This window comes from Nitrospinota bacterium (assembly GCA_009873635.1).
GTDB lineage: Bacteria > Nitrospinota > Nitrospinia > Nitrospinales > VA-1 > LS-NOB.
The window spans coordinates 214,436-236,459 of record WAHY01000001.1 but is presented as its reverse complement, the minus strand read 5'-3'; the positions used below and the strand labels follow the sequence as shown (position 1 = coordinate 236,459).

The following is a 22,024-nucleotide window of genomic DNA, read 5'->3' as shown; positions in this document are numbered from 1 at the left end:
CGGGAGATCCGTTTCCCCGAAAAAAATTATTCCCCAAAAGCCATGACACGTTACACATCGCCCATCATCTTAAACCAGGGCAACGTTAAAGTTCATGCCCTTGCCCAGGCTCCACGCAACAAGCATGTTGGCAAACCGTTCACCCAGAGGTTAGGGCCGCAACTGGGCATTACTTATTCAAATTCCCTGACACCAGAAATTTTTCTTGATCCACTTTTTTTTGGGCGAGGCATTGCCTCTGGCGATTTCAACCTAGATGGGTGGACCGATATAGCAGTCGCCACCAATAATGGTTTCGAACTCTACCAGAACATGAACGGAACACACTTCAAAAAAATAATCAGTGGTATCGAGTCTTTAAATGGCAAGCAGGCCATTAACATTGCCCTGGTGGATTTAAACAATGATGGCTGGCTTGATATTTTCCTGACTACTTTTAATGAAGGAAACTTTGTGGTGCTCAATCCATTACCTGATGAGGGTCGTGTACGTATTCTTCCCGTTCCCAATGAAGGAGCCTTGCTGACCAGCGCATCGGCCTTTGCCGACCTGAACCAGGATGGTTTTCCCGACATCGTTAACGGCAATTATTATTTGGGAGTGTTCACCCGCACACCCGTCAAACAAGCGGCCAATCAATGGGTTCTCAATCGCAATCTGGATTTTGAGTTACGCAACCTTGAAGGGATTCCCGGGCAAACCCACAGCGTTCTTTTTTCAGACATCAACGCCGATGGGCATGCAGATCTAATGGTTGGCAACGACTACAGGGTCGCGGATACTTATTACTTTGGTTCCGCCGGTGAAGGGTTCAAGAAAATAATACATCAAGATAAAGTAATCCCCATTACAACACAGAACACCATGAGCATTGATACGGGGGATTTTAATAACGACCTGATCCCCGATATTTATCTCGCCAATATAGGAATGTCACGTGGACTGGATGTAGTCTCCAATATCTTTGGATCAACAATGAAAAACGCAGGATTGGATTTTTGTGATTCCGGAAAAACCCTGCTCAGTCGGGCGACCTGCCACCGGTTCAACCAGCTCACCACTTTACTAAACCCCGAGAAGCAGGACATCACCGAGCATTGCACCAGGTTGAATAATCCGCAATGGATAAAAGAATGTATGGTCACACGTATGATCCTGGTTGCTTCGAGCCGGAAGTCTCCCAATCTTTGCGATAAGATTTTACCGCCCTTTAATCTGAACCGGACTTATTGCAAAAAGTTTTTTCAAGCAGAGCATGTTGAAATTTCAAGGGAAAATGAAATACCCATGCAAACCCAGTTTAACCTGCTGTTATCCGGGCAAAAGGACCACACTTTTACAGATCTATCCAGGCAAACTGATATCTCCACCGCTGAATGGAGTTGGAATGCACGATTTGCCGATCTGGACAACGATGAATGGCAAGACCTCTATGTTGTCAACGGTGTTCCCATCACCCAGGAGTATGCTTCGAACAATTTTTTTCACAACCAGAATGGCAAATCTTTTACCCCTGCCCAGAAAGAGTTTGGCCTGGATGATCTCGACCACAGCTCTTCCTACACTTACATTGATATAGACCGGGATGGAGATTTGGATATTATCGCAAACACTTTATATGGTCCCTTCAAGGTCTATACAAATAACAATACAAAAGGAAACAGTGTTAGCGTCCAGCTGGTTGATGAAAAAGGCAACCGGTTTTGCCTGGGATGCACCGTCATCATCCGTTATGGAAAAGATGGCGAACGCCACCAGATGCGGGAAATTAAAACAGGAGGTGGATTCCATTCCTACGATGCTCCGGTCGCCCATTTTGGGTTGGGACAATTTGAAACCATCCAGCAAATGGAAGTTACTTGGTCAACGGGAGAAACCTCGATCCTGAAACACAGTTTTTCTGTAAACCGCGAATATATCATCCATCGTCAAGCCCTGGAGGGCAACCAGTAAAACTCATAAGGATGGGTATAGACGGCTCAATCAACTCTTGCTATATTTCATTCCACCGGGGTGGGTTACCCGTTGGTCCCACGCCAAGCGGGTGGTACAATTCGCCGGGAAGGTATATGGAGGGCATTTAAAAATATGTCACTTTGGTTGATAATTGGAATTGGAGGATTTATCGGGGCGGTTTTGCGTTACTGGATCAGCGGATGGATCCAGGGTGGATTTATCACCTTTCCTGTTGGCACCCTTGGAGTGAACTTTATTGGCAGCCTGCTACTGGCTTTGATTATGTATGCCTCTGAATACAAAGGCCTTTTTGGTGAAGAGATTCGTGTATTCCTGACTATCGGTGTATTAGGTTCGTTCACTACCATGTCCACCTTCAGCTTTGAATCCATGAAGCTTCTGGAACAGGACCAGCATTTACTTTTTGGCGCTAACCTGGTGGGAACTGTCACACTCTGTCTACTTGCCGTTTATTTTGGAAAAGTTTTAATCACTATCACAGGTCTGAAATAATATGAAAAAAGAATCCGATGCTATTCTTTTAAGAATTTTTATCGGCGAGTCTGATAAACATGATGGAATACCTCTTTCTAAATATCTGGTCGAGTTTTTCAAGGAAGAAGGCCTTGCGGGAGCTACTGTATTAAGAGGTGTCAGTGGTTTTGGAAAATCAAGCAAACTTCATACTACATCCATTTTAAGATTGTCCGATGATCTTCCAATTGTGATAGAAGTGGTTGACCGGAAAGAAAATATCGAACGGGTTAAACCTAAACTTGATAAAGTGATCGATGAAGGCCTGATAACCGAGGAAGAAGTCAAAATAATTCTCTATGAAGGCCGACCAAAGGAAGATGGAAACTAGTCAATGACTGTATTGCTTTGAGCATTGAAGAGATAAAAATATTATTCTTGCGGCAATTGATTTCTCCGCTTAATATGCCGTCCCTGTATTTTGACTCAGGAAATATTTTGTATGCGCCTGTAGCTCAGCTGGATAGAGCAACGGACTTCTAATCCGTAGGTCGCAGGTTCGAATCCTGCCAGGCGTGCCACGTTTCTTAATTTGATTGCCCGACAAAGCACTTGCTTTGAGTGGTCGAATTACCTCTTAGCCACCAAATACCTGCTTTAAAAGATCGGTAACCCTTGCCTGAGGGTTTGTCCTGATATTTTTTTCTTCTTCGGCCAGCATCACAAACAATCCAGATACAGCTTTTTCGGTCACATAAGTATCGAGGCCCAATGCTTCATCGGAGGCAAATGGAAAATTCAAAAATTGTTTCATCATGTCTTTATATACCGAGGTCACGCCAACCTTAGAGTTATCCTGAGATAAGGAATCCATTCCTTTTGCAACAAGTTATCAAAGAATTGCGCGCTACTGACATTCGGGCTGGAAATAAAAACAAGCAGCGTAAAAACAAATTGATATCTCATAATAAATATCTCCTGATCATATGGCTATCATCGACCAGCTTTTTTATGTTTATTCATCTGCTTATAAATAACCGGTGTCATGGCCAATAACCCTAGCAGGGTTAAGGCGCTTATCACCCCCGGTGAAGTGATGTCAGAAATAGATTTCAGGCTGACCAGGTGACTTCCGGCATTTGCGTAGATCCATGTAGCGGGAAGTTTTCCTAATAATGTTCCCACCATAAAAACTTCCCAGGATATCGAGCTAACTCCCATAGCGATATTGACGAGAAAAAAAGGGAAGAGGGGAACCAGCCTCAACACCAGCATATAATGGATATCATTCTCGCACAGACCTTCTTGAATTGGCTGCAGCCTTTCACCAAATTTGTTTTCCACCCAGTCCCTGAGAATATATCGGGCTGCAAAGAAAGCCAACACCGCACCCAGGGTCGAACCCAGACTCACCAATAAAGGACCAATTGGCAGGCCAAACAATACTCCTGAAAAAACACTGAGAAGAGTCGCTCCGGGTAGTTGAAACAATCCGATCACCAGGAACAGAGCAACAAAACCAGCCATCATAGACAAGCCATTAGACTGATAATAATTTTCCAAAAGGCCCTGGTTTTCCCTGAGCCAGCTCAAACTCAATAAGTCGCCAAGAAAATAATACAGGCTGACTCCAACAATCATTACACATAATCCTGCCACTATCTTTTTCATCATAATTTAGAACCTGACTAATTTCTTCCTGCCACTGACCGGGCAAGCTCCAGGTTTTTTAGAAGAGATGGAAAGTCAGGCCTGACAGGCACCCATGACAAGGGAGCATTGACAACAAAAATAAACACCGGTCGGGATTCAGTATACGGCAAGACTCCATGAAGAATCTGCTGGGCCATGCAGGCATATTCTCCTTCATCACACTCAAGGGATACTCCCAAAAGCCGAAGGCGAATGAAAACAACTCCTGCCAGGAAAATCCCGGACAGCCAAAACAGATAAGTTTTTTGATATTCCCTAACAGGTTATGTTCTCAAGAAAACTGAGAGCTGCACATATTCCCATTTTTACCTAATTTAAAAAAAACCAATTTTTTGTAAAGTTTACTATTTTATCTTCCCCAAATCGACAAAAAAACAAGTCATTTTGGACCATCTGAAAAATATCAGCAGAAATAACAACCAGTTACAAAATCCACTGATAAAAAACCATTGCCCAAAGTCTTGAATGTGAGATTCCGGGGACCATATAAATCATCTAAATGAGTTGGGTTTATACACAGTTTATGATACACTTTGTGCCAAACTGGGTTGGCATAGGTTGATGGCTGTTTTTTTGAGCACTATCATGATGAATCGGAATGCAAATTGTTGGGCTTTATTTCTCCAGCCGTCCAATCAGAATTGTGGATGGTTTTTTTTTGCACCGAATAAGGCCAAAATGGCAACCTAAATTCAAATTTGGGAAACTCTGATTCCAGGGTCAGAAAAAAATTCCCGTTTATTTGCAGGAGAGTATTTAGATGGCTCAAGGAAAAGTAAAGTGGTTTAACGAAAGTAAAGGTTATGGTTTTATCGAGTCCGATGATGGTGAAGATTGTTTTGTTCACTTTTCAGAGATTCAAAGTGAAGGCTTCAAAACCCTCCATGAAGGACAAGCTGTGGAATTCGAAAAAACCATGGGCCAAAAAGGACCACAAGCCTCAAAAGTTGTCCCCAAGTAATCAAATTAAAAGTGTCTTTCCCCGGCAGAGTATCTACTCTGCCGGTAATGGTTCGGTCACTATATTAATTGCGTAAAAGACATATTAGAAAGGGAAAGACTATGCATGAAGTAAAAGTTTATGACAGCTCGGGAAATTTGAAAAAAGTTATTTCTGTTAAAGCACTTAATAAAAGATCTGACAAACAAATCCAGTCACCTTCCTTATATAATAAAAAAGGGCGTAGTGCCAAGCCAGTGAGTAAAGTTGACGAAAAAGAGTTCAAAACCGCTTAAATAAAAATAAACCTGTTTCTCCTTCCCACCATAAAGCTTTTCCGAAAAACGAAATTCACCGATACACAAGCTTTTCCCCGGATTCCACATATCCAATCCGACCAGCATTCATTACTCAACAACAAGAGCAGGTCGAATTGAATAGAGCATAAAGCTTTTTATTGTGGAACAGCACCCGGTTATTGATACAATATGCCATGCCTTTAAAAATAGCTTTAATCAATATGCCCTTCGGGTTCCATATATATCCCTCTATACAGTTGGGAACCCTCTCGACTTTGCTGAAAAAACATGGTTGCGAAGTCAAGAGTCATTATCTGAACCTTCAATTCGCACACCAACTTGGCCTGCCTGTATACAACCAGCTCTGCGAAAAACGATTTCTGGTTGGAGAGTGGTTATTTTCCCACCCACTTTTCGGAGACAATACCAGAAACCAGGATTACATGAACCATTTCGCTCCACATATTGAAGATGTCTGCCAGTCAATTGAGCGCCCGAAAGAATTTTTAGTCGATGTAAAAACCAAAATGGTTCCTGAATTCCTTCAGTGGTCAAGGGATGCATACGACTGGGGTTCCTTTGATGTAGTGGGCTTTTCTTCGACTTTTAATCAAAATATAGCAAGTCTGACCCTTGCTAAATGGATCAAGGAAAAATTTCCTCATCTAAAAATTCTGTTTGGAGGGTCCAACTTTGAATCCGAAATGGGGATGGAATATTTCAGGGCTCTCCCTTGGATTGATTATGTAGTACCTGGAGAAGCAGAAGACGTTTTACCTAAATTGGTCAACTATCTTGAGCAGGGTGATGGCCCTGTTCCGCGAGGTGTGATTCACCGGTGTGAAGGGGAAGTGCTCTATGATGCTCCCGAAGCCATGTTTGGTAATTTTCAAGACTACGCAGCTCCTGATTACGATGATTTTTTCGATCAACTGAGGGAGATTGACCCTCACTCATCCTTATTGGAAAACCCGGTCATTCTATATGAAACCGCTAGAGGTTGTTGGTGGGGAGAGAAACATCACTGTACTTTTTGTGGTTTGAATGCAAGCACCATGAAATTCAGATCCAAACCTATAGAACAGGTACACACTGACCTTACGAAACTTTCAAATAAATACGATTCTTTCCGGTTCAGGTTAGTGGATAACATTTTGGAAATGAAATACATTGATGGAGTCTTTGGTGGATTAGCCGAAAATAACTATGACCTGCATTTCTTTATTGAAGTAAAAAGTAACCTGACCAAAAAACAAATCAAGACCCTGGCCCAAGGTGGAGCAAAAGTTATCCAACCAGGTATTGAAAGCTTTAGCACAAACCAATTGCAGGAAATGGATAAAGGTGTACGACCTTTACAAAATATTCTCTGCATGAAATGGGCCATGTACTACGGCATTGAAATCAACTGGAATATACTTATCGGTTTTCCCGGCGAGACCAATGCCGATTACCGTCAGCAGATTGACCTGATAAAATTACTTTTTCATCTCCCCCCTCCAGAGTGTGTCGGTAGCCTCTGGCTGGAGAGGTTCAGCCCTTACTTTCAAAGACCGGAAGAGTATGGAGTCAAAATTACAGCGCCCGGCGAAGCCTATCCTTTTGTCTATGATCACCCTGACATCGATCATATGAAAATAGCCTACGATTTTGAATTCGAAACCTGCAACCAGATAGACCCCATGTTGAAGCAGGAATTATTTCAAACAGCTGAAGAATGGAAGCGAAGACATCATTCAGAGGATTTGCCTTACTTGATTTTCACAAAAGCAATGGACTTTGTGACTGTTTATGATCAAAGATCAATGGAGTCCAAAAAAATCAGATTAGAAGGGCCACGTGCATGGGCATTTATCTACTGCAATGAAGCACCCAAATCAACGGGACAGATTCGGGACTATTTTCGGGAGAAAACCGGCAAGGATCCAGAGGATCATGAGGTCGAAGATGCTATCGCATACCTTTTGGAGAAAGGTCTTATTTATGGAGAACGTGAAAAGTACCTGAATTTAGCCCTTCCACATAATCCCAATCTTTAATAGCGTCATCAACATCTACCGGCATACACTAAGTCCTTCATTATTTGGTAAATTTGAATTTTTACACTTATGAAATACTGATTTTGAATCCAATCATATTTTTTGGCCATCGGGAATACTTTTGCAATGCTATAATTGCTTTTAAAAAATTAAAAAACCTTATTTCAATTATATGGCTACTTCAGAAAAAGGACTTCCCGTAACGTTGCTGTCCGGTTTCCTGGGTTCAGGAAAAACCACTCTCCTGAATTATATTTTAAAACAAAATCATGGCAAAAGAATCGCCGTTATTGAAAATGAGTTCGGAGAAATTGGAATAGATTCCGAGTTTATTATCGGAGCCGATCAAGATATTTTCGAAATGAGTAACGGATGTATATGTTGCTCAATTCGCGGAGACTTGATAGAAACCCTGAACCGGCTGTTAGAAAAAAACGAAAAATTCGATCACATTATCATTGAAAGCACCGGCCTTGCCAATTCCGGTCCCACTGCACAGGCTTTCCTTGTTGAGGATGAAATTTCCAATTCGCTTTTTCTTGATGGAATCGTCACTCTGGTTGACGCAAAACATATCTGGAATATCCTGAATGAACAGGAGGTTGTCTGGGAACAAATCGCCTTTTCTAATGTCATCCTCTTAAACAAGGCTGACCTGGTATCAGAACTCGAAATGGGAAAACTGGAAAAACAGGTACGCCAGATAAATCCTACCGCAAAAATATGGCAGACGACTAAGGCTGTGATTGATTTAAATCATATATTAAATATCGGGGGATTCAATTTAGAAACCGCGTTGGAAACTGCCAGTTTCAATACCAGCCACCATGAAACGGATGAATCTATTTCTTCGGTCTCCCTTTCTTTTCCGGGGCATGTAGATCCAGATCGTTTAAATTTATGGTTGCAAATGTTGCTAATATACGAAGGTATGAATGTATTTCGTTCTAAAGGTATTCTAAATATTGAGGGTTCTGCAGAACGATACTTGTTTCAAAGTGTTTATATGATGTTTGAAGGAAGGTTTGACAAGCCCTGGGAAACAGAAGATCCACTTAATCAAATAGTCTTCATTGGCCAGAATCTGAATGCTCAGAGACTGGAAGAGAGTTTGATGAATAATGCTGTTTCTTGATAAGTTGACCGTATAAACTTTATTTTTGCTAAGGCAATCATGGCAGAAGATAGTCAAACAAGACCTGATGAGTCGCAGGAAATTGAGCTCAGCGAAGCAGAGATCAAAGAGCTTGAGCGCCTGGAGGTTAAGAAACAAGCATCGCAAAAGAAAGTTCTTGATTCCAAGGACAATCTATTTGGGGCTATGCTGACCGACCTTGACCTTGAAGGGTTAGATCTGCATGATGCCAAAATGGCAAAAGCTAATCTCAACAACACGAACCTGAGTGGAGAAAATTTGAGCAATGCGAATTTTATTGAAGCTGATTTAACAGAGGCCAATTTTTCAAAAGCTGATATGCACGATGCTTATTTTGCGGATGCTCAATTGGTCGCGGCAGATTTTTCAGAAGCCGATCTGCGTTGGGCAGATTTCAGTTGGGCTGTGTTAAGTGAAGCACGCTTTAATGAAGCAAACCTATTAGAGGCAGGTTTTACTGAAACAACACTGGTGGCCGCAGACTTTACCATGGAAAATTTAAACGGAGCTAATTTTGACTAGGCAAAACTTATTGACTTTCGTTTAAAAGGAGTTGACCTATCTCAATCTCTTAATTTAACACCTGAACAAATTGAGTCCGCCGAAATCGATAGAGCGACTCAACTTCCTCCCTACCTCGCAATAACCTGGGATAATTAAGAATTTATAGCTCAAAAATCAGTCAAGAAAAAACCCATGCGGAAGAAAGCAAAAATTAAACCTCACTCAACCTTTCAATCAACTCGGCTTTCCTCAAAAATAACATCGCCATTAGTGCCCGTTGCAAATTTGACTTCTATTGGATGGCAACATACCTCACAATCTTCAATATATTTCTGATCCGGCTCCGACAAATCCAACAACATTGAAATGGATTCACCACAATGCGGGCAGAAAAAAAAATGTTCGCGCTGCTCCATATTAAGCCCAGCCACACCTAAATATGAAAGTCTTTAGAAAAAAGGGCATCAGGTCTTTCACAGAAAAAACACCTAAAGTTCCACCCTATTTAGTAACTCCAAAATGACATATCTTGATTTTGTTCATAAATAGGTTCGCTTTTTAAATAGGCAAGTGACTATCCAAGGAAAGAATAGGACTTATCATTATATTTTCAAAAAATGTAGATTCAGGCTCTAAACCTTTACTCATAATTATTCTTGCTAAATCCGTTTCAGTTACAATGCCCACATAGTTATCAAATTTCCTTACCAGCAATGATCCAATATTGCTTGAGGACATAACCATGGCCGCATCTTAAACCGAAGTTTCTAAATCGATACCTAAAACATTGGATATCATCTAATCACCTATTTCATCCATGTTTCACTCCTTTTTTAAAAAGTTCTAAAATCATGAAGAATTGCTTGTATTTATGGTTCTTGGATGTACGATTCGTTCTTTTTGACTAAACTCAAACTCCTAGACACACATAGAAGACAATATATAAATAATAAAAGGGTTATGGATATATTTTGTCTGTGCTATAAAACATTTTAATCGATTAAAAGTTTATATATCCCATGCCTCATTCACTAAATATTGTTTTAGTCGAACCTGAAATTCCTATGAATACAGGAACAATTGGAAGGTTATGCCTTGCCACAGAAAGTTCTTTGCATCTCATTGAACCACTGGGTTTCGAAATCAGTGATAGCCAGCTTAAAAGGGCAGGTCTGGATTACTGGAAATACGTCGATGTTAATATATATCCTAGACTTGAAGTATTTCTTCAAAGTATTCCTGAACTAGCCCAGAAAGTATTTTTCTCAACCAAGGGTAATAAAGATTTCTTTCAACATGAATTTCAACCGGGTGCTTATCTTTTTTTTGGTAGTGAAACCCGAGGACTACCACAAAACCTTATTGATTTATACAAAGACGATACTTACCACATACCTCAATATGATGAAAGAGTAAGGTCTATTAATGTTGCTAATGCTGTGAGTATTGTTGTTTACGAGGCCATCCGACAATTGGGAGTATGAAAACCATTAGCATTCTATAAAGTCATATCAAGTTTTTTCTGTTTGTATCTCTTTATCAGGTTCCACAGAATCTTTAGGCTTAACATTAAACTTTCGATAGTACATCCTTAATAATCTCCTGGCCTCAGTCTTATTCACCTGGTCGTTCTTATTGCCGAAAAGATTACCTGCATTTATGATATGAAGAATAGCCTTTTCTCCATTCAACATCTTCTCATGCAAGAGGGCCAGGTTATAATGAGCTTCGGCCGATTTCGAGTTGCTTTTCAACGTTTCTTCAAATTCGCGTATCGCATCTTTGTATCTACCGTATTTTTCATACGCAGCGCCAAGATAAAAATGTGCGGCAGGGTCATTAGGAGTTGATTCTAAACGGGATCTCAATTCTTTTATTTCTTTACTTTCAAAAATTTTAGAAAACAAGGTTTACTCTCCTGCTTAGCAGTTTTACTTCATAGATTCTATAAAATTTTAAATCTTTATAAAGAAGAATCTCCCAATTCATCTTCTTCAAATAGTTCCATCATGGAGTTTCTTGAGTCGTCCTGAAACTGTTCTTCTTCTCTACGATCAATATATATATTCAGCTGTTTCAAAAGTTCTGCGGACAGATTACAAAAAACCAGCCTCTCCATGACCGTTTCCTTTTGATATTCATAAAGCAATCTTCCGATACTATTGTGAAGAAAAGGAGTTAAAATTGACTGCAGCCCTTCAAAGTCCAGTTCCACAGGGTTACCTTTCTTGAATTCTGGTTCTACACAGCAGTACAGTTTATTTCCGTCATCAACAGATGAGCAACTAACTCCTATATATTCTGCAAGCTTTATTTTCATGGTTATTTTTCCCTAAGGTTGACTTCTTAAAAATATATTCCCTTTCCTAATGATACAACTGCATATTATATATTTATACTTTCTGAATATTTTTTAATAAACTTTCATTGTTGTATTCAATTCATCCCAATTGTTTTTGATAAATTATTACAGTAAAATATACACCTTACATGCTCTTGTACATTAAAGACAGCTTTTTACAGTAAGCACCAAACGGGCAACTAAATTTTACATTAAAATTATTGATTATTTCTCAGAGTTTTTGCTCGAAAAATTTAATACGTCTCTAATCGGAAAATCTTTCCAAGGCCAGTAAGACCAATGAATTTTCTTACCAAAAAGCAATGAAAATAAGAAAAAAATTCTTGATCTTTCAGTAAACTAGAACCCCCTGCTAAGAAGTTATGAAATGACCCCTAGACCTATAAAATTTTCCTGGAGTTGAATTGTGAAACGGCTGAAATAGTTTATAAAATTTAGAAAAAATACGATAAATGGTAGTCGGACAAATGCCATGATGCGCGCAAAGTTTGCTTATCAATTATTAAAAAAACCCAATAATAAGACAAACCTAGCAAGAAGTGATAACTTTGATCTATATGAACTCTTAAAATACAACATTAAAAATAGAAAATTAGTGCATCATAATCATATATATTTTTTAGTAAGCAAGAGCTACAGCTGTATTTATAATCATTAAGAACAGAGGTGCAACTTGGACAAAAATCCCATCCTTAAATTTATTGATCGATTACCATTTTTTCAAGAGTTTTCAACAGATGAAAAATCTAAACTCGTAGAAGCAAATGGAGTTTTTGAAAAATATAAAAATGGTAAAGATATAATTATTGAAGGTGAATCTGGTTCTGCGTTATTTATTATTTTGACAGGTACCGTTAGAATTACTAAGTCATCTGATACCAAAGTCCTAAAACCGCATGTTTCCCTTATGGAGTCTAATCAAACAATTCTTGCAGAATTAAAGGGGGGGGCAATATTTGGAGAAATTTCTTTAATAAGTGATGGCCCAAGGAACACTAGTGCTTACGCTAGCTCTTCTGAAGTTATCCTTATGAGAATCACAAAAAAAGCCATTGAAAGCTTTGACCTAACTATTCAAAAGAAGTTCCACACACAACTGATCAAGGTCTTAATCCAGAGACTGGATGATATGAACTCCAAATACATTAGCTTAAAAGTAAATACCGAAAAATAATTCAAGATGTTATCTATTTAATTTATTACTCTGTTTACCTGCTTCCTCTTTCATTATTAATCATGCAATATACACCTTATTTGCTTTAATTTATTGTTTAAATTAGCATAACCCATGAAATCTGGTAATGCCATACCTGTAGACATATCCACTACAAAACCAAAAGCCATTCTAGTAGGGGTTCGCATGCCAGATAGCCCATCAACAGTTATTTCACTTGAAGAACTGGAAGGGCTTGCAACAACTGCGAACTATGATTCTATCGCTCGATTAACCCAACAACTGGATAAGATTAACCCCAAAACATTTTTAGGCAGTGGAAAAGTGGAAGAGCTGAGACTGGCTGTTCAGCAACATAAAGCTGAAATCGTTATCTTTGATGAAGAACTTTCACCTCGGCAAAACCGAGAGCTGGAAAATATTCTTAAGTGCAGGGTCATGGACAGACCCTGGATCATACTCGAAATTTTTAGCCATCACGCAAAAACCCGGGAAGCGAAGACTCAGGTCGAACTGGCAAGAATGAAATATTCTCTCCCTCGCCTTACTGGAATGTGGGGACATCTTTCTCGACAGCGTGGAGGAATCGGTATGAAAGACGTAGGAGAAACACAGATTCAACTGGATAAAAGAATGATCCGGAATGAAATTCACAAACTGGAAAAGAAGCTTGTGCAAATTGACAAGGAAAAGTCAACTCAGCGAAAAAAAAGGAAGGGCGCTTATAAAGTTGCATTAGTCGGTTATACCAATGCGGGAAAGTCAACATTGATGAACTCTCTGACTGGCGCTGATACCCTGGTCGAAGATAAACTTTTCGCCACTTTGGATGCAACCGTGCGTAAAATAAAGAATAACTTTCCCTACCCTGTATTACTTTCAGATACCGTTGGGTTGATCTCAAAATTACCTCATGATCTGGTCGCCTCTTTCAAAAGTACACTGGATGAAGTTCGGGATGCTGATCTGCTCATTCATGTAGTTGATATTAGCCACATTGAATACGCTGAGCAAATGCGCATCGCCAATGACCTTCTTGAAGAAATGGAAATGGATGATATCGACATTATTCTCGCCTTCAACAAGATAGATGCCTTACCCAATATGGAAATCCTTGACCGAGCCATCCACACTAATCCCTCTGCAATAGGTATCTCCAGTAAAACTGGACAAGGCATTGAAACTCTCCGCCAACGGATGATCTTTCACTATGAGAAGAACCTGGTTCCCTATCGACTCGAACTCAAACACTCTCAAGCCGCACTTATACACGAAATAAGGCAACATGCTTTGGTCTTGGCTGAGGATTACACACCCAACAATATAATATTGAAGTTGAGGGTTGCGGCGGGAGCAAAGGCCAAACTTGAGTCAATTTTGCGGCAACCTATCAATCCTGAATGAAATTTACTTCTATGGTGATGGGTTCAGTGAAATAGAACTATCACAGAATAATCAGTTTGGCGTGGTTAACTGCGAGCTTCTTCTTTCCATGTGGAGCCTTGAAAAAAACTTCCACACTTAAATTTTCTTCATTACCAGAAAGGTTGAGCACGATGCCCGACCCAAATTTCGAGTGCAATACTTTAGTTCCAATAGAATAAGTACCTTCTTTAGTACCTATTGAATAATTACTGTCGTCATTTACCTGATAAGAGGATAATGCTTCATGACCGCCTCCAATCCTTCCTCCAAACTGAGAGGCTACTGGGTTACTGATACCGCTGGATTCATGTTTCATGACTTCATCAGGTATCGATAGCAAAAAGTCTGATGGCTGGTAATTAAAAGTGGTTCCATAGATTCGTCGCTGCCTTGCATGAGTGATAAACAATTTCTTTCTGGCACGGGTAAAACCTACATAACATAACCTTCTCTCTTCTTCATATTCGTCAGGCTCAGACATTGAACTGGCGTGAGGTAAGAGTCCGTTTTCCATACCCACTAAAAATACCGACGCAAACTCCAGGCCTTTGCAGGAATGAAGGGTCATCAATGGCAATACACCGCGTTCATCATCAAGGCTGTCAAGGTCTGCAACTAAAGAGGCCGAATCCAGAAATTCTTGCAGCGAACCTTCACCATTCTCTAAAGATTGCTCCACTGCAGAATAAAGTTCATTCAGATTCTCGATACGACTCTTGCTTTCTCGAGTGCCTTCTCTATTTAGCATTTCTCCATATCCAGTTCTTTCAATTATCTCTGTCAAAAGCTCTAAAGGGTTTCCTTCCATAAAAGTGTTTTTCAAGTCATCAATTATTTGAAGAAACTGGGTTATCTTCCTTGCAGCTGCGGAAGCGGTCAACTTTGACTGCTCATTAGCGCGCAAACCTTCTATAAGTGGAATACCCTTTTCCCTGCAATACATATCCACTTTTTCCAGAGAAGTCTTACCAATCCCCCTTGCGGGAACGTTGATGATTCGCCTTAAAGAAACAGAATCACTCGGGTTCATAATCACCCGCATGTATGCCAGCACATCTTTTATTTCTTTTCTTTCATAGAATCGCAATCCACCGATGACCTGATATGGCAACCCATGCCTTCTCAGCACATCCTCAATCACCCGAGACTGGGCGTTTGTACGATAAAGTACCGCCATTTCATTAAAACTGAAGCCTTCATCGCGATTCAGGGTTTGAATTTTTTCACAAACAAACTCCGACTCATCCGTCTCATCTTTAGCCCTGTAGCTCAAAACAAGCGAGCCTTTTTCATTTTGTGTCCACAATGTTTTATCTTTACGATTCCTATTCTCTCGAACCACACTTCCGGCTGCTGTTAAAATATTTTGAGTCGATCTATAGTTTTCCTCAAGTTTTATAACCGTCGTCTCGGGAAAATCGCTTTCAAATTGTAAAATATTTTCAATATTAGCCCCTCGCCAACGGTAAATGCTCTGGTCATCATCACCCACCACACATATATTGTTATGTGATTGGGCCAGCAGGCAAACCAGCTTGTATTGAACCGTGTTCGTATCTTGAAACTCATCAACCAATATATGCTGAAACCTTTGGCTGTAATAGTCCTTGAGTGTTGAAACTTCCAGAAACAGCTTTGTGGCATAAATCAGCAAGTCATCAAAATCAAGGGCATTATTCTTTTTCAAAGCCTCCTGATAAACAGGATAAAGGCTTGCCGCTTTTACTTGTTGTCCATGAGGCATCTCATCAGAATTGATATCATCCGGCAATAAAAAGTCATTTTTAAATCCACTAATATGGTTAAGAAGTGATTTAGGAGGAAACACCTCAGCACTAATTTCAGCGGTTTTCATGCACTGCTTTATCAACGTCAACTGGTCCTGGGAATCATAGACAGCAAAATCATTGGAAAAGCCCAACTCTGAGATATGGCTTCTGAGAATTCGTAAGCAAAATGAATGGAAAGTACTTATCCAGGGTGCAGACCTATGCAAGTCGAGCATATTTCGCACACGCGTCTTCATTTCACCAGCGGCCTTGTTCGTAAAGGTAATCGCCAGAATGTTTTCAGGAGAAACGCCTTCCTCCTTAATCAAGTTCGCAATTCGACAAGTGATGACACGTGTTTTTCCTGAACCCGCTCCAGCAACTACCATCAAAGGACCTCCTTTATGACAAACGGCCCGTATTTGTTGTGGGTTTAAATTTTCAAGGTTCATTGGAAAAAAATTGGATAGATGCTTAGCTTATCAAACTAGGTTTTCCCATGTCACAGAAGCCAAGGCTTCAATAAATGTTGGGGACAGGTTTAAAGATTCAGTACGGTGTAAGTTCAGTTTCCGTTCCCTGGCGTATTGATCGAACTCTATATCAATATCGAATAAAATTTCTACATGATCGCAAACGAAACCAACAGGAACCATTAAAACTGTTTTCGAGCCCTGCCTCGCGATCTTATCCAAAACCGATTCCACTGTCGGTCCCAACCAAGGTATTGGTATCATGCCCTGGCTCTGGTAAGCTTTGTACCATTGGTTCGGTTGAACTCTCTCCACAAGCTTGTTAATGGTCTTGTCAAACTCTTCAGGATAAGGATCTCCAAATTCTATTGATTCAGATGGAATGCTATGTGCCGTAAAAATTGTTCGAACCGTTTTCTCAGCATTTGTACCTAGCTTTTCAAGAGCCAACCGGTATTTTTCTGCAAACGCATCTATGAGAAGTGGGTGGTCCGCCCAACTACCAATGTAGCTTACATCCATATCCCCAGCATCACAGTTTTTTAAAGCTTCCTTAAAAACTTCAAAGTACAAACGTGTGCTCCATGTGCTGAATTGTGGGGCCAAACAAAGCGCCACCACTTTTTTTACTCCATCTTCCTTCATCCTCCTCACTTCATCGCGGATATACGGACTCCAGTTGCGCATTCCACAATAGACTTTGAACTGCGGTTCTTGCTGGTTTAGAAATGATTCAAGTCGGGAACAGAGTTCTTCAGTGATTTCCCTCAAAGGAGACTTGCCGCCAATCTGTTCATAGCGGTCACGAATTATTTGGATAGTATCTGGAGTGGATTCCGTTCCGCCCCTGATATTCCGTAAATATTCTGGAATATCATCAACCGACTCGGGAGCTCCATGAGCCATCAGAAAAACACCCGTCAAAGGCTGGGAAAAATCATTCATGCTTGAATTCATGGACCATGTCTACTACAGCTTTGACATGTTCAACAGGTGTATGCTGCAAAATACCATGCCCCAGGTTGAATACATAACCTTTCCCTCCAGAACGTTGAAGAATATCTTGAACACGTTCTTTAATTACAGGTAAGGGAGCAAATAGTGTAACAGGATCAAGATTACCCTGAACCGGCTGGTCTTTACCCAGCAAGGCTCTTGCAGCATCCATCTGAATTCGCCAGTCAAAGCTGATCACATCACCACCAGCCTTTTGCACCAGGTCCAGCATTGTAGAGGTACCTGTGCTGAAATTGATAACAGGAACTCCTGTATCCTTAAGTCCTTCGTAAATACGGCGGGAATATGGAAGAATATATTTTTCGTAATCATTGGGACCGAGGCACCCCACCCAACTATCAAATATCTGAATAGCCTGAGCTCCTGCAGAAACCTGCATCTTCAAATAATCCACCAGCATAGTGCAGACCTTGCCCATCAACTGTTCCCAGACATCGGGAGCTTCATACATCATCAATTTCGTAGTTGTGAAATCTCTCGATTTTCCTCCCTCAATCATATAACTGCACAAGGTAAAAGGAGCTCCAGCAAAACCGATCAAGGGAATATTAATTTCTTTTCTCACCATGCGGATCGCATCAGCGACAAAACCCAATTGCTCCTCAACATTTACCGGCATAAGTTTTTCTACTGCTTTTCTATCCTTTACCGGGCGCGGAATCACGGGACCGTCTCCCGCTGAAAATTCCAGACCGGTTCCCATAGGCTCCAGGGGAAGAAGAATGTCTGCAAAAATTATAGCCGCGTCCACTCCCAGCACATCCAGAGGTTGTAGTGTCACCTCACACGCCAATTCCGGGTTTTTGCAAAGTTCGAGAAAGGTGTATTTTTCCTTGAGATCCCGGTAAACCTTCATATAGCGGCCAGCTTGACGCATAAACCATACCGGGATTTTATCTACCGGTTCACCCCGGCAGGCTTTTATAAAACGGTATTCACTTGAATTTTCCATAAACCTATTCAAAAAAAAGGGGGATATTGAGAGCCATTGCGAGGAAATCAACAATAACTCACACTGGCGAACAAACAGTATTCGAGGCTTAAAAGCTCTAGCAATTTGCCCCTGCGGCTAGCAGAATTTATTGATTATAGGACGGGAACCCATTCAGGATCAACGGTTGTTTTGATTCTAGAGCAGGAATCTGCATTATCATCCCAATTTCACATTCATATTGCGATAAATTCTATAAAGCTGACCGTTTTGATCCCCAGAAAGTCCAATTATTTGCTTCGGCAGGCTCTCCATTCTCAGCTTTCTGGAATGGAACCTGAATTTCTCCTGAATCGATATTTTTTCATCATTTTCTGGTGAGGTGTCCAGGTATTGCTTCCAGTGCAGGATTGCCAAAACCGGGTTACCGATAGAAATATAGTAGTTTCCCAGGTTTTTATTCAGTTCAGGGTTTTCCTCATTGACCAGCAAAGCATCATAAAACGAATTCAAAGCATTTTCTTTATCATTTAAAAACTCATACACCTTGCCCTGCTCAATCAGAAAGCTTTCGTTAGTAGCATTGTATGCATTCAACTTTTTATATTCTTTAAGAGCAGCCGACCAATTCTCTTCTGAGTAAAATTTTTGTGCTTTTTCAGCTGAAATTCTTAACATATCTTTTTGTTCTAAAATAAAACTTTCCAACCTAAAGATTTCTTCTTTCACCTTTTGCGCTATATTTGGATCTCTTTCAACAGGTAACACCGCTTTCAATGCTGTCAGCTGTCTTCCCGGGTCACTTTCATTCTTATAATAGAGCTGGATAAGGTTTTTCAATGGCACCGCATCATTTTTGTTTGCCATCCGACTGATATGAAGATATCGGACTGCTGAGTCTACTTTATTACGAGTTACCAGAAAGTCGGAATACATCCTGTATAATTCAGAATCAAAAGGGTTGATCGAAAAAGCATTCTGCATAACATTTCCCGCTCTTTCATCCTTTTGCCGAATCAAATAAGACCCGTAAAGCTTATAGATAGATGCCAGGCCCTCTTTGGTCACACCCAAATCTGAACTTATTTCTCTTTTGGCCTCCACACATTTGATCGCATAAGTCTCCGCCTCTTCCACATCAAACCATTTCTCTTCCGTTAAGTAAGTGAGGCTCCAATTACAATAATCCACATAGCGAACCTTGGTGAAATCCTCTGGCGCACGCAAACCATAAAATAGCGCAAGAAAAATCACCGCGAAAACTGTTAGAGATCTATATTCCCGCCTCTGCCACCATTTAATGGCACAACCCACAGCATAGGCGGCAAAAAGAATCAAAAATGGGGTAGAGGGAACTCGAAATCGCGAGACAACATGAAAAATAACCACCGACAGAACCAAACTTAACAAGAATGCATACAGCAAAAATACCTTTTCCCTGTTCAGGACAGCCAACGCAACACCCATGATTCCCAACGCAGAAAACAGAGAAAAATGACTTATCAAGAAAGGCAATACATTGGAGTTTTCAAGGTAAAGATATATAGAAAGATTTGAAGCCCCCTCCAAATCGTTGAAATAAAAATAAAGCTTTCTCCATATTACTTTTAAGAAACCAACAGGATCCATCATTATCTGCTGAATAATGAAAGATGCCGGAGTTAAATTTTCCATCTGGTACTTCTTCTGAAACTCTGCCAAAAGGTTCATGTCAAAGCCTGCTCCGGGATAATCTAAAAAGTTTCCGGATAAGAAAGCTGTAGGACCACTGGAATCAAAAAACACAAACCTTCCATGAACCAGGTAACACTGAACCAGTAAGGGGACAAACGATAGTAATAAGGGAACCAAAAACATTCCCCACCCTTTAAATCTCATTCGAGGTTCCCATTCTGTCAAAACGTATTTGTGGATATAGAAAATCACAAATGGAAAACATAAAAAGGTGTTGGGACGGGATTGAAAGAATAATGACAGCACCAGTGCACATGCCACCAGCATTGAAGGAGCTGGAGATTCACGCAATCGGATCAACAAATAAAAAGAAAGAATCCCCAGAAAGGTTATGAATGCGGCTCGAAGAATTATTCCCTCATAAATAATTTCTATGGAATATAGAGAGAAGCCGGCAAAAGCCAGCAGGCCCACTCGATCATCAAACAGTTTTTTGCCGATCAAGAACATTAATACCGCACCCAAGGCTCCCAGCACAAACTGCGCACCGTAAACCACATAAAAATTCCTGCCGAAGAGGTAATAGATAATCCCAAGGAAATACTTATAAAGAGGAGAGTAGCTGTTATTGGCAGACCTTGCCAACATGTCACCACTGGCAAAACTCAGCGCACCTTGATCAAAATTGGAATGATCGTACACAGGAAGAACTGTATCAAACAAAGGAATTTGTGAAAGTTCAAAAAAATAAATTCCTCGAACAGACAGGGCGATGAGAAAGAGTCCCAAAAGAACCAACAGAGGTCTCGGCTGTGCTTGTTCCATGATCAAGGGTAAATCAAGTTTATTTAGTAATAAAACAGTTTACATATCTTCCGGCAAAAATCGTAAATTCCTGATCTCTAAACAAAACGTTCTATCACCCTGTTCAGTTCTTCAAGGACTATTTCTTCCTTTTCTTCTTTTAGTTTCTCACGAAGAACAGGAAGTATTCCTTCTCCGGAAAGTTCTCCTAAAGCCCACACAACATGCGCTCGTATTAAAGGCTCCTCATCATTAAGCACTTTAATTAAAACAGGAGTTGCGTTCTGGTTTTTTGAGTTTCCCAAAGCAACCGCAACATTTCTTAGAAAGCCTCTCCTTTTTATCCTTTTTATTGGACTGCCCTTGAATCTTTTGCTGAACGTTTCCTGATCAATCTGAATCAACTCTATCAATTCAAGTGTGTCCTGTTTCTGCTGGAAGTCCGGCTCGCCTGTTTTAACAGCATAAGAATTCCATGGGCAAACTATCTGGCAATCATCGCAGCCATAAATTCTGTTGCCAATAGCCTTTCTATATTCAACGGGTATGACACCTTTTAACTCAATAGTAAGATAAGAAATGCATCGTCTGGAATCCAAAACATAAGGAGCGATGATTGCATCGGTCGGACAGATATCAATACAGCTTCTACAAGTACCGCAATGGTCTTCAGCCGGCTGGGAAAAAGGGAGGTCTATATCTGTCAGAATTTCAGAAAGGAAATACCATGAACCCAGACCTTGCGTGAGGAGATTGGTGTGCTTTCCAACCCAACCCAGGCCCGCTTGTTGAGCCAAGGGTTTTTCTAGAATTGGTCCTGTATCCACATAAATCCGTGTACGGCAATCCTCAAACTCCTGGCGAATTTTTTCTTCCATCCTACGCAAGCGGGGCGTAATGGTATCGTGATAATCTTTGTTCAAGGCATAAACGGAAATATCCGCAATATCATTGTTCTCAACATAACTCATATCTTTTTCCACTGTGTAATAGTTGGTGCGAAAGCAAAAAATACTTTTCACCCCTTCCAATACAAGCCCAGGGTCTTTCCTCTTCTCTTCACTCCGTCTCATATAGGCCATTTCACCTTCGTAACCCGCAGCCAACCAGTCCCCATATCTCTTTCCAGCCGAATCCAGCTGTGGTCCAGCCACTCCAAATCCCTCAAACCCAAGGCTTTCAGCATAAGACTTAAGTCTTGCAAGTTTCTCTGTTTTTTCAGTGGAATTCATAGTTTTACGAAAGTTGATTCAATCTATAGATTCTGCTAATCTCAAACTCACAAATAAAGTATTTTCCAACCGTAGACAGCTT

At 40.5% G+C, this 22,024-nt stretch carries 20 protein-coding genes and 1 tRNA gene; 11 read left to right on the top strand and 10 right to left on the bottom strand.

All coding sequences use genetic code 11. From position 1 onward, the window contains the following. Window positions 1–42: 42 nt before the first annotated feature. The 4 genes from F3741_01325 (at window position 43) to F3741_01310 (ending at window position 3,011) form a co-directional block, all read left to right on the top strand. Window positions 43–1,953, top strand: coding sequence for a CRTAC1 family protein (locus F3741_01325; protein ID MZG29439.1), 1,911 nt, complete (start codon window positions 43–45; stop codon window positions 1,951–1,953). 135 nt (window positions 1,954–2,088) lie between these two features. Next, complete coding sequence (gene crcB, locus F3741_01320) at window positions 2,089–2,469, top strand: fluoride efflux transporter CrcB (GenBank protein ID MZG29438.1); 381 nt, start codon at window positions 2,089–2,091, stop codon at window positions 2,467–2,469. A gap of 1 nt (window position 2,470) precedes the next feature. Next, window positions 2,471–2,821, top strand: a complete 351-nt coding sequence (locus F3741_01315) for a DUF190 domain-containing protein (protein ID MZG29437.1) — start codon at window positions 2,471–2,473, stop codon at window positions 2,819–2,821. Window positions 2,822–2,934: 113 nt separating this feature from the next. Further along, window positions 2,935–3,011, top strand: a tRNA-Arg gene (locus F3741_01310). A gap of 56 nt (window positions 3,012–3,067) precedes the next feature. Here F3741_01310 and F3741_01305 read toward each other — a convergent pair. Further along, window positions 3,068–3,304 (bottom strand): DUF4197 domain-containing protein, encoded by a 237-nt coding sequence (locus F3741_01305; GenBank protein MZG29436.1) that lies wholly within the window; start codon window positions 3,302–3,304, stop codon window positions 3,068–3,070. Between the two features lie 119 nt (window positions 3,305–3,423). Next, entirely contained in the window at window positions 3,424–4,104 is a 681-nt protein-coding gene (locus tag F3741_01300) for a TVP38/TMEM64 family protein (GenBank protein MZG29435.1), read from the bottom strand. Window positions 4,105–4,903: 799 nt separating this feature from the next. Between F3741_01300 and F3741_01295 the strand changes: the two genes are divergently transcribed. From F3741_01295 to F3741_01280, 4 genes are all read left to right on the top strand, one after another. Continuing rightward, window positions 4,904–5,104 (top strand): cold-shock protein, encoded by a 201-nt coding sequence (locus tag F3741_01295; GenBank protein MZG29434.1) that lies wholly within the window; start codon window positions 4,904–4,906, stop codon window positions 5,102–5,104. Between the two features lie 472 nt (window positions 5,105–5,576). Beyond that, window positions 5,577–7,421, top strand: coding sequence for a RiPP maturation radical SAM protein 1 (locus tag F3741_01290; GenBank protein ID MZG29433.1), 1,845 nt, complete (start codon window positions 5,577–5,579; stop codon window positions 7,419–7,421). A gap of 172 nt (window positions 7,422–7,593) precedes the next feature. After that, entirely contained in the window at window positions 7,594–8,556 is a 963-nt protein-coding gene (locus F3741_01285) for a GTP-binding protein (protein MZG29432.1), read from the top strand. Window positions 8,557–8,595: 39 nt separating this feature from the next. Beyond that, the gene (locus tag F3741_01280; GenBank protein ID MZG29431.1) at window positions 8,596–9,099 is read left to right on the top strand and encodes a pentapeptide repeat-containing protein; all 504 of its coding nucleotides are present in this window, start codon (window positions 8,596–8,598) and stop codon (window positions 9,097–9,099) included. A gap of 212 nt (window positions 9,100–9,311) precedes the next feature. On the opposite strand, the gene F3741_01275 is transcribed toward F3741_01280, so the two are convergent. Then, window positions 9,312–9,497, bottom strand: coding sequence for a CPXCG motif-containing cysteine-rich protein (locus tag F3741_01275; protein ID MZG29430.1), 186 nt, complete (start codon window positions 9,495–9,497; stop codon window positions 9,312–9,314). A gap of 603 nt (window positions 9,498–10,100) precedes the next feature. On the opposite strand from F3741_01275, the gene F3741_01270 reads away from it, so the two are divergent. Beyond that, the gene (locus F3741_01270; protein MZG29429.1) at window positions 10,101–10,565 is read left to right on the top strand and encodes a tRNA (cytidine(34)-2'-O)-methyltransferase; all 465 of its coding nucleotides are present in this window, start codon (window positions 10,101–10,103) and stop codon (window positions 10,563–10,565) included. 27 nt (window positions 10,566–10,592) lie between these two features. Here the strand turns inward: F3741_01270 and F3741_01265 are convergent, their stop codons facing one another. Together F3741_01265 and F3741_01260 are read right to left on the bottom strand one after the other, a co-directional pair. After that, window positions 10,593–10,988: a tetratricopeptide repeat protein gene (locus F3741_01265; protein MZG29428.1), complete on the bottom strand. Its 396-nt coding sequence runs from the start codon at window positions 10,986–10,988 to the stop codon at window positions 10,593–10,595. 56 nt (window positions 10,989–11,044) lie between these two features. Next, the gene (locus F3741_01260) at window positions 11,045–11,401 is read right to left on the bottom strand and encodes a DUF4325 domain-containing protein (protein ID MZG29427.1); all 357 of its coding nucleotides are present in this window, start codon (window positions 11,399–11,401) and stop codon (window positions 11,045–11,047) included. A gap of 715 nt (window positions 11,402–12,116) precedes the next feature. On the opposite strand from F3741_01260, the gene F3741_01255 reads away from it, so the two are divergent. Together F3741_01255 and hflX are read left to right on the top strand one after the other, a co-directional pair. Next, the gene (locus F3741_01255) at window positions 12,117–12,617 is read left to right on the top strand and encodes a cyclic nucleotide-binding domain-containing protein (protein MZG29426.1); all 501 of its coding nucleotides are present in this window, start codon (window positions 12,117–12,119) and stop codon (window positions 12,615–12,617) included. Between the two features lie 114 nt (window positions 12,618–12,731). Continuing rightward, entirely contained in the window at window positions 12,732–14,021 is a 1,290-nt protein-coding gene (hflX, locus tag F3741_01250; protein ID MZG29425.1) for a GTPase HflX, read from the top strand. Between the two features lie 40 nt (window positions 14,022–14,061). Here hflX and F3741_01245 read toward each other — a convergent pair whose 3' ends face one another. The 5 genes from F3741_01245 to queG form a co-directional block, all read right to left on the bottom strand. After that, window positions 14,062–16,263, bottom strand: a complete 2,202-nt coding sequence (locus tag F3741_01245; GenBank protein ID MZG29424.1) for an AAA family ATPase — start codon at window positions 16,261–16,263, stop codon at window positions 14,062–14,064. A 30-nt stretch (window positions 16,264–16,293) separates the two neighbouring features. Beyond that, entirely contained in the window at window positions 16,294–17,229 is a 936-nt protein-coding gene (gene hemH, locus F3741_01240; protein MZG29423.1) for a ferrochelatase, read from the bottom strand. Beyond that, window positions 17,222–18,253 carry a uroporphyrinogen decarboxylase gene (gene hemE, locus F3741_01235; protein ID MZG29422.1) on the bottom strand — a complete coding sequence of 344 codons (1,032 nt, stop codon included), beginning with the start codon at window positions 18,251–18,253 and terminating at the stop codon, window positions 17,222–17,224. The genes hemH and hemE overlap by 8 nt, the downstream gene beginning before the upstream one ends. A gap of 198 nt (window positions 18,254–18,451) precedes the next feature. Next, entirely contained in the window at window positions 18,452–20,731 is a 2,280-nt protein-coding gene (locus F3741_01230) for a hypothetical protein (protein MZG29421.1), read from the bottom strand. Window positions 20,732–20,808: 77 nt separating this feature from the next. Beyond that, a complete protein-coding gene (queG, locus tag F3741_01225) occupies window positions 20,809–21,942 on the bottom strand; it encodes a tRNA epoxyqueuosine(34) reductase QueG (protein ID MZG29420.1) in 1,134 nt (377 codons plus the stop codon). Between the last annotated feature and the right edge of the window lie 82 nt (window positions 21,943–22,024).

Coding starts and splice junctions, on each gene's coding strand:
- F3741_01260 (MZG29427.1), bottom strand. CDS start 11,401: ATGAAAATAAAGCTTGCAGAATATATAGGAGTTAGTTGCTCATCTGTT.
- F3741_01290 (MZG29433.1), top strand. CDS start 5,577: ATGCCTTTAAAAATAGCTTTAATCAATATGCCCTTCGGGTTCCATATA.
- F3741_01315 (MZG29437.1), top strand. CDS start 2,471: ATGAAAAAAGAATCCGATGCTATTCTTTTAAGAATTTTTATCGGCGAG.
- F3741_01295 (MZG29434.1), top strand. CDS start 4,904: ATGGCTCAAGGAAAAGTAAAGTGGTTTAACGAAAGTAAAGGTTATGGT.
- F3741_01275 (MZG29430.1), bottom strand. CDS start 9,497: ATGGAGCAGCGCGAACATTTTTTTTTCTGCCCGCATTGTGGTGAATCC.
- F3741_01300 (MZG29435.1), bottom strand. CDS start 4,104: ATGATGAAAAAGATAGTGGCAGGATTATGTGTAATGATTGTTGGAGTC.
- hflX (MZG29425.1), top strand. CDS start 12,732: ATGAAATCTGGTAATGCCATACCTGTAGACATATCCACTACAAAACCA.
- F3741_01245 (MZG29424.1), bottom strand. CDS start 16,263: ATGAACCTTGAAAATTTAAACCCACAACAAATACGGGCCGTTTGTCAT.
- hemH (MZG29423.1), bottom strand. CDS start 17,229: ATGAATGATTTTTCCCAGCCTTTGACGGGTGTTTTTCTGATGGCTCAT.
- F3741_01230 (MZG29421.1), bottom strand. CDS start 20,731: ATGGAACAAGCACAGCCGAGACCTCTGTTGGTTCTTTTGGGACTCTTT.
- hemE (MZG29422.1), bottom strand. CDS start 18,253: ATGGAAAATTCAAGTGAATACCGTTTTATAAAAGCCTGCCGGGGTGAA.
- F3741_01270 (MZG29429.1), top strand. CDS start 10,101: ATGCCTCATTCACTAAATATTGTTTTAGTCGAACCTGAAATTCCTATG.
- crcB (MZG29438.1), top strand. CDS start 2,089: ATGTCACTTTGGTTGATAATTGGAATTGGAGGATTTATCGGGGCGGTT.
- F3741_01305 (MZG29436.1), bottom strand. CDS start 3,304: ATGGATTCCTTATCTCAGGATAACTCTAAGGTTGGCGTGACCTCGGTA.
- F3741_01280 (MZG29431.1), top strand. CDS start 8,596: ATGGCAGAAGATAGTCAAACAAGACCTGATGAGTCGCAGGAAATTGAG.
- F3741_01285 (MZG29432.1), top strand. CDS start 7,594: ATGGCTACTTCAGAAAAAGGACTTCCCGTAACGTTGCTGTCCGGTTTC.
- queG (MZG29420.1), bottom strand. CDS start 21,942: ATGAATTCCACTGAAAAAACAGAGAAACTTGCAAGACTTAAGTCTTAT.
- F3741_01325 (MZG29439.1), top strand. CDS start 43: ATGACACGTTACACATCGCCCATCATCTTAAACCAGGGCAACGTTAAA.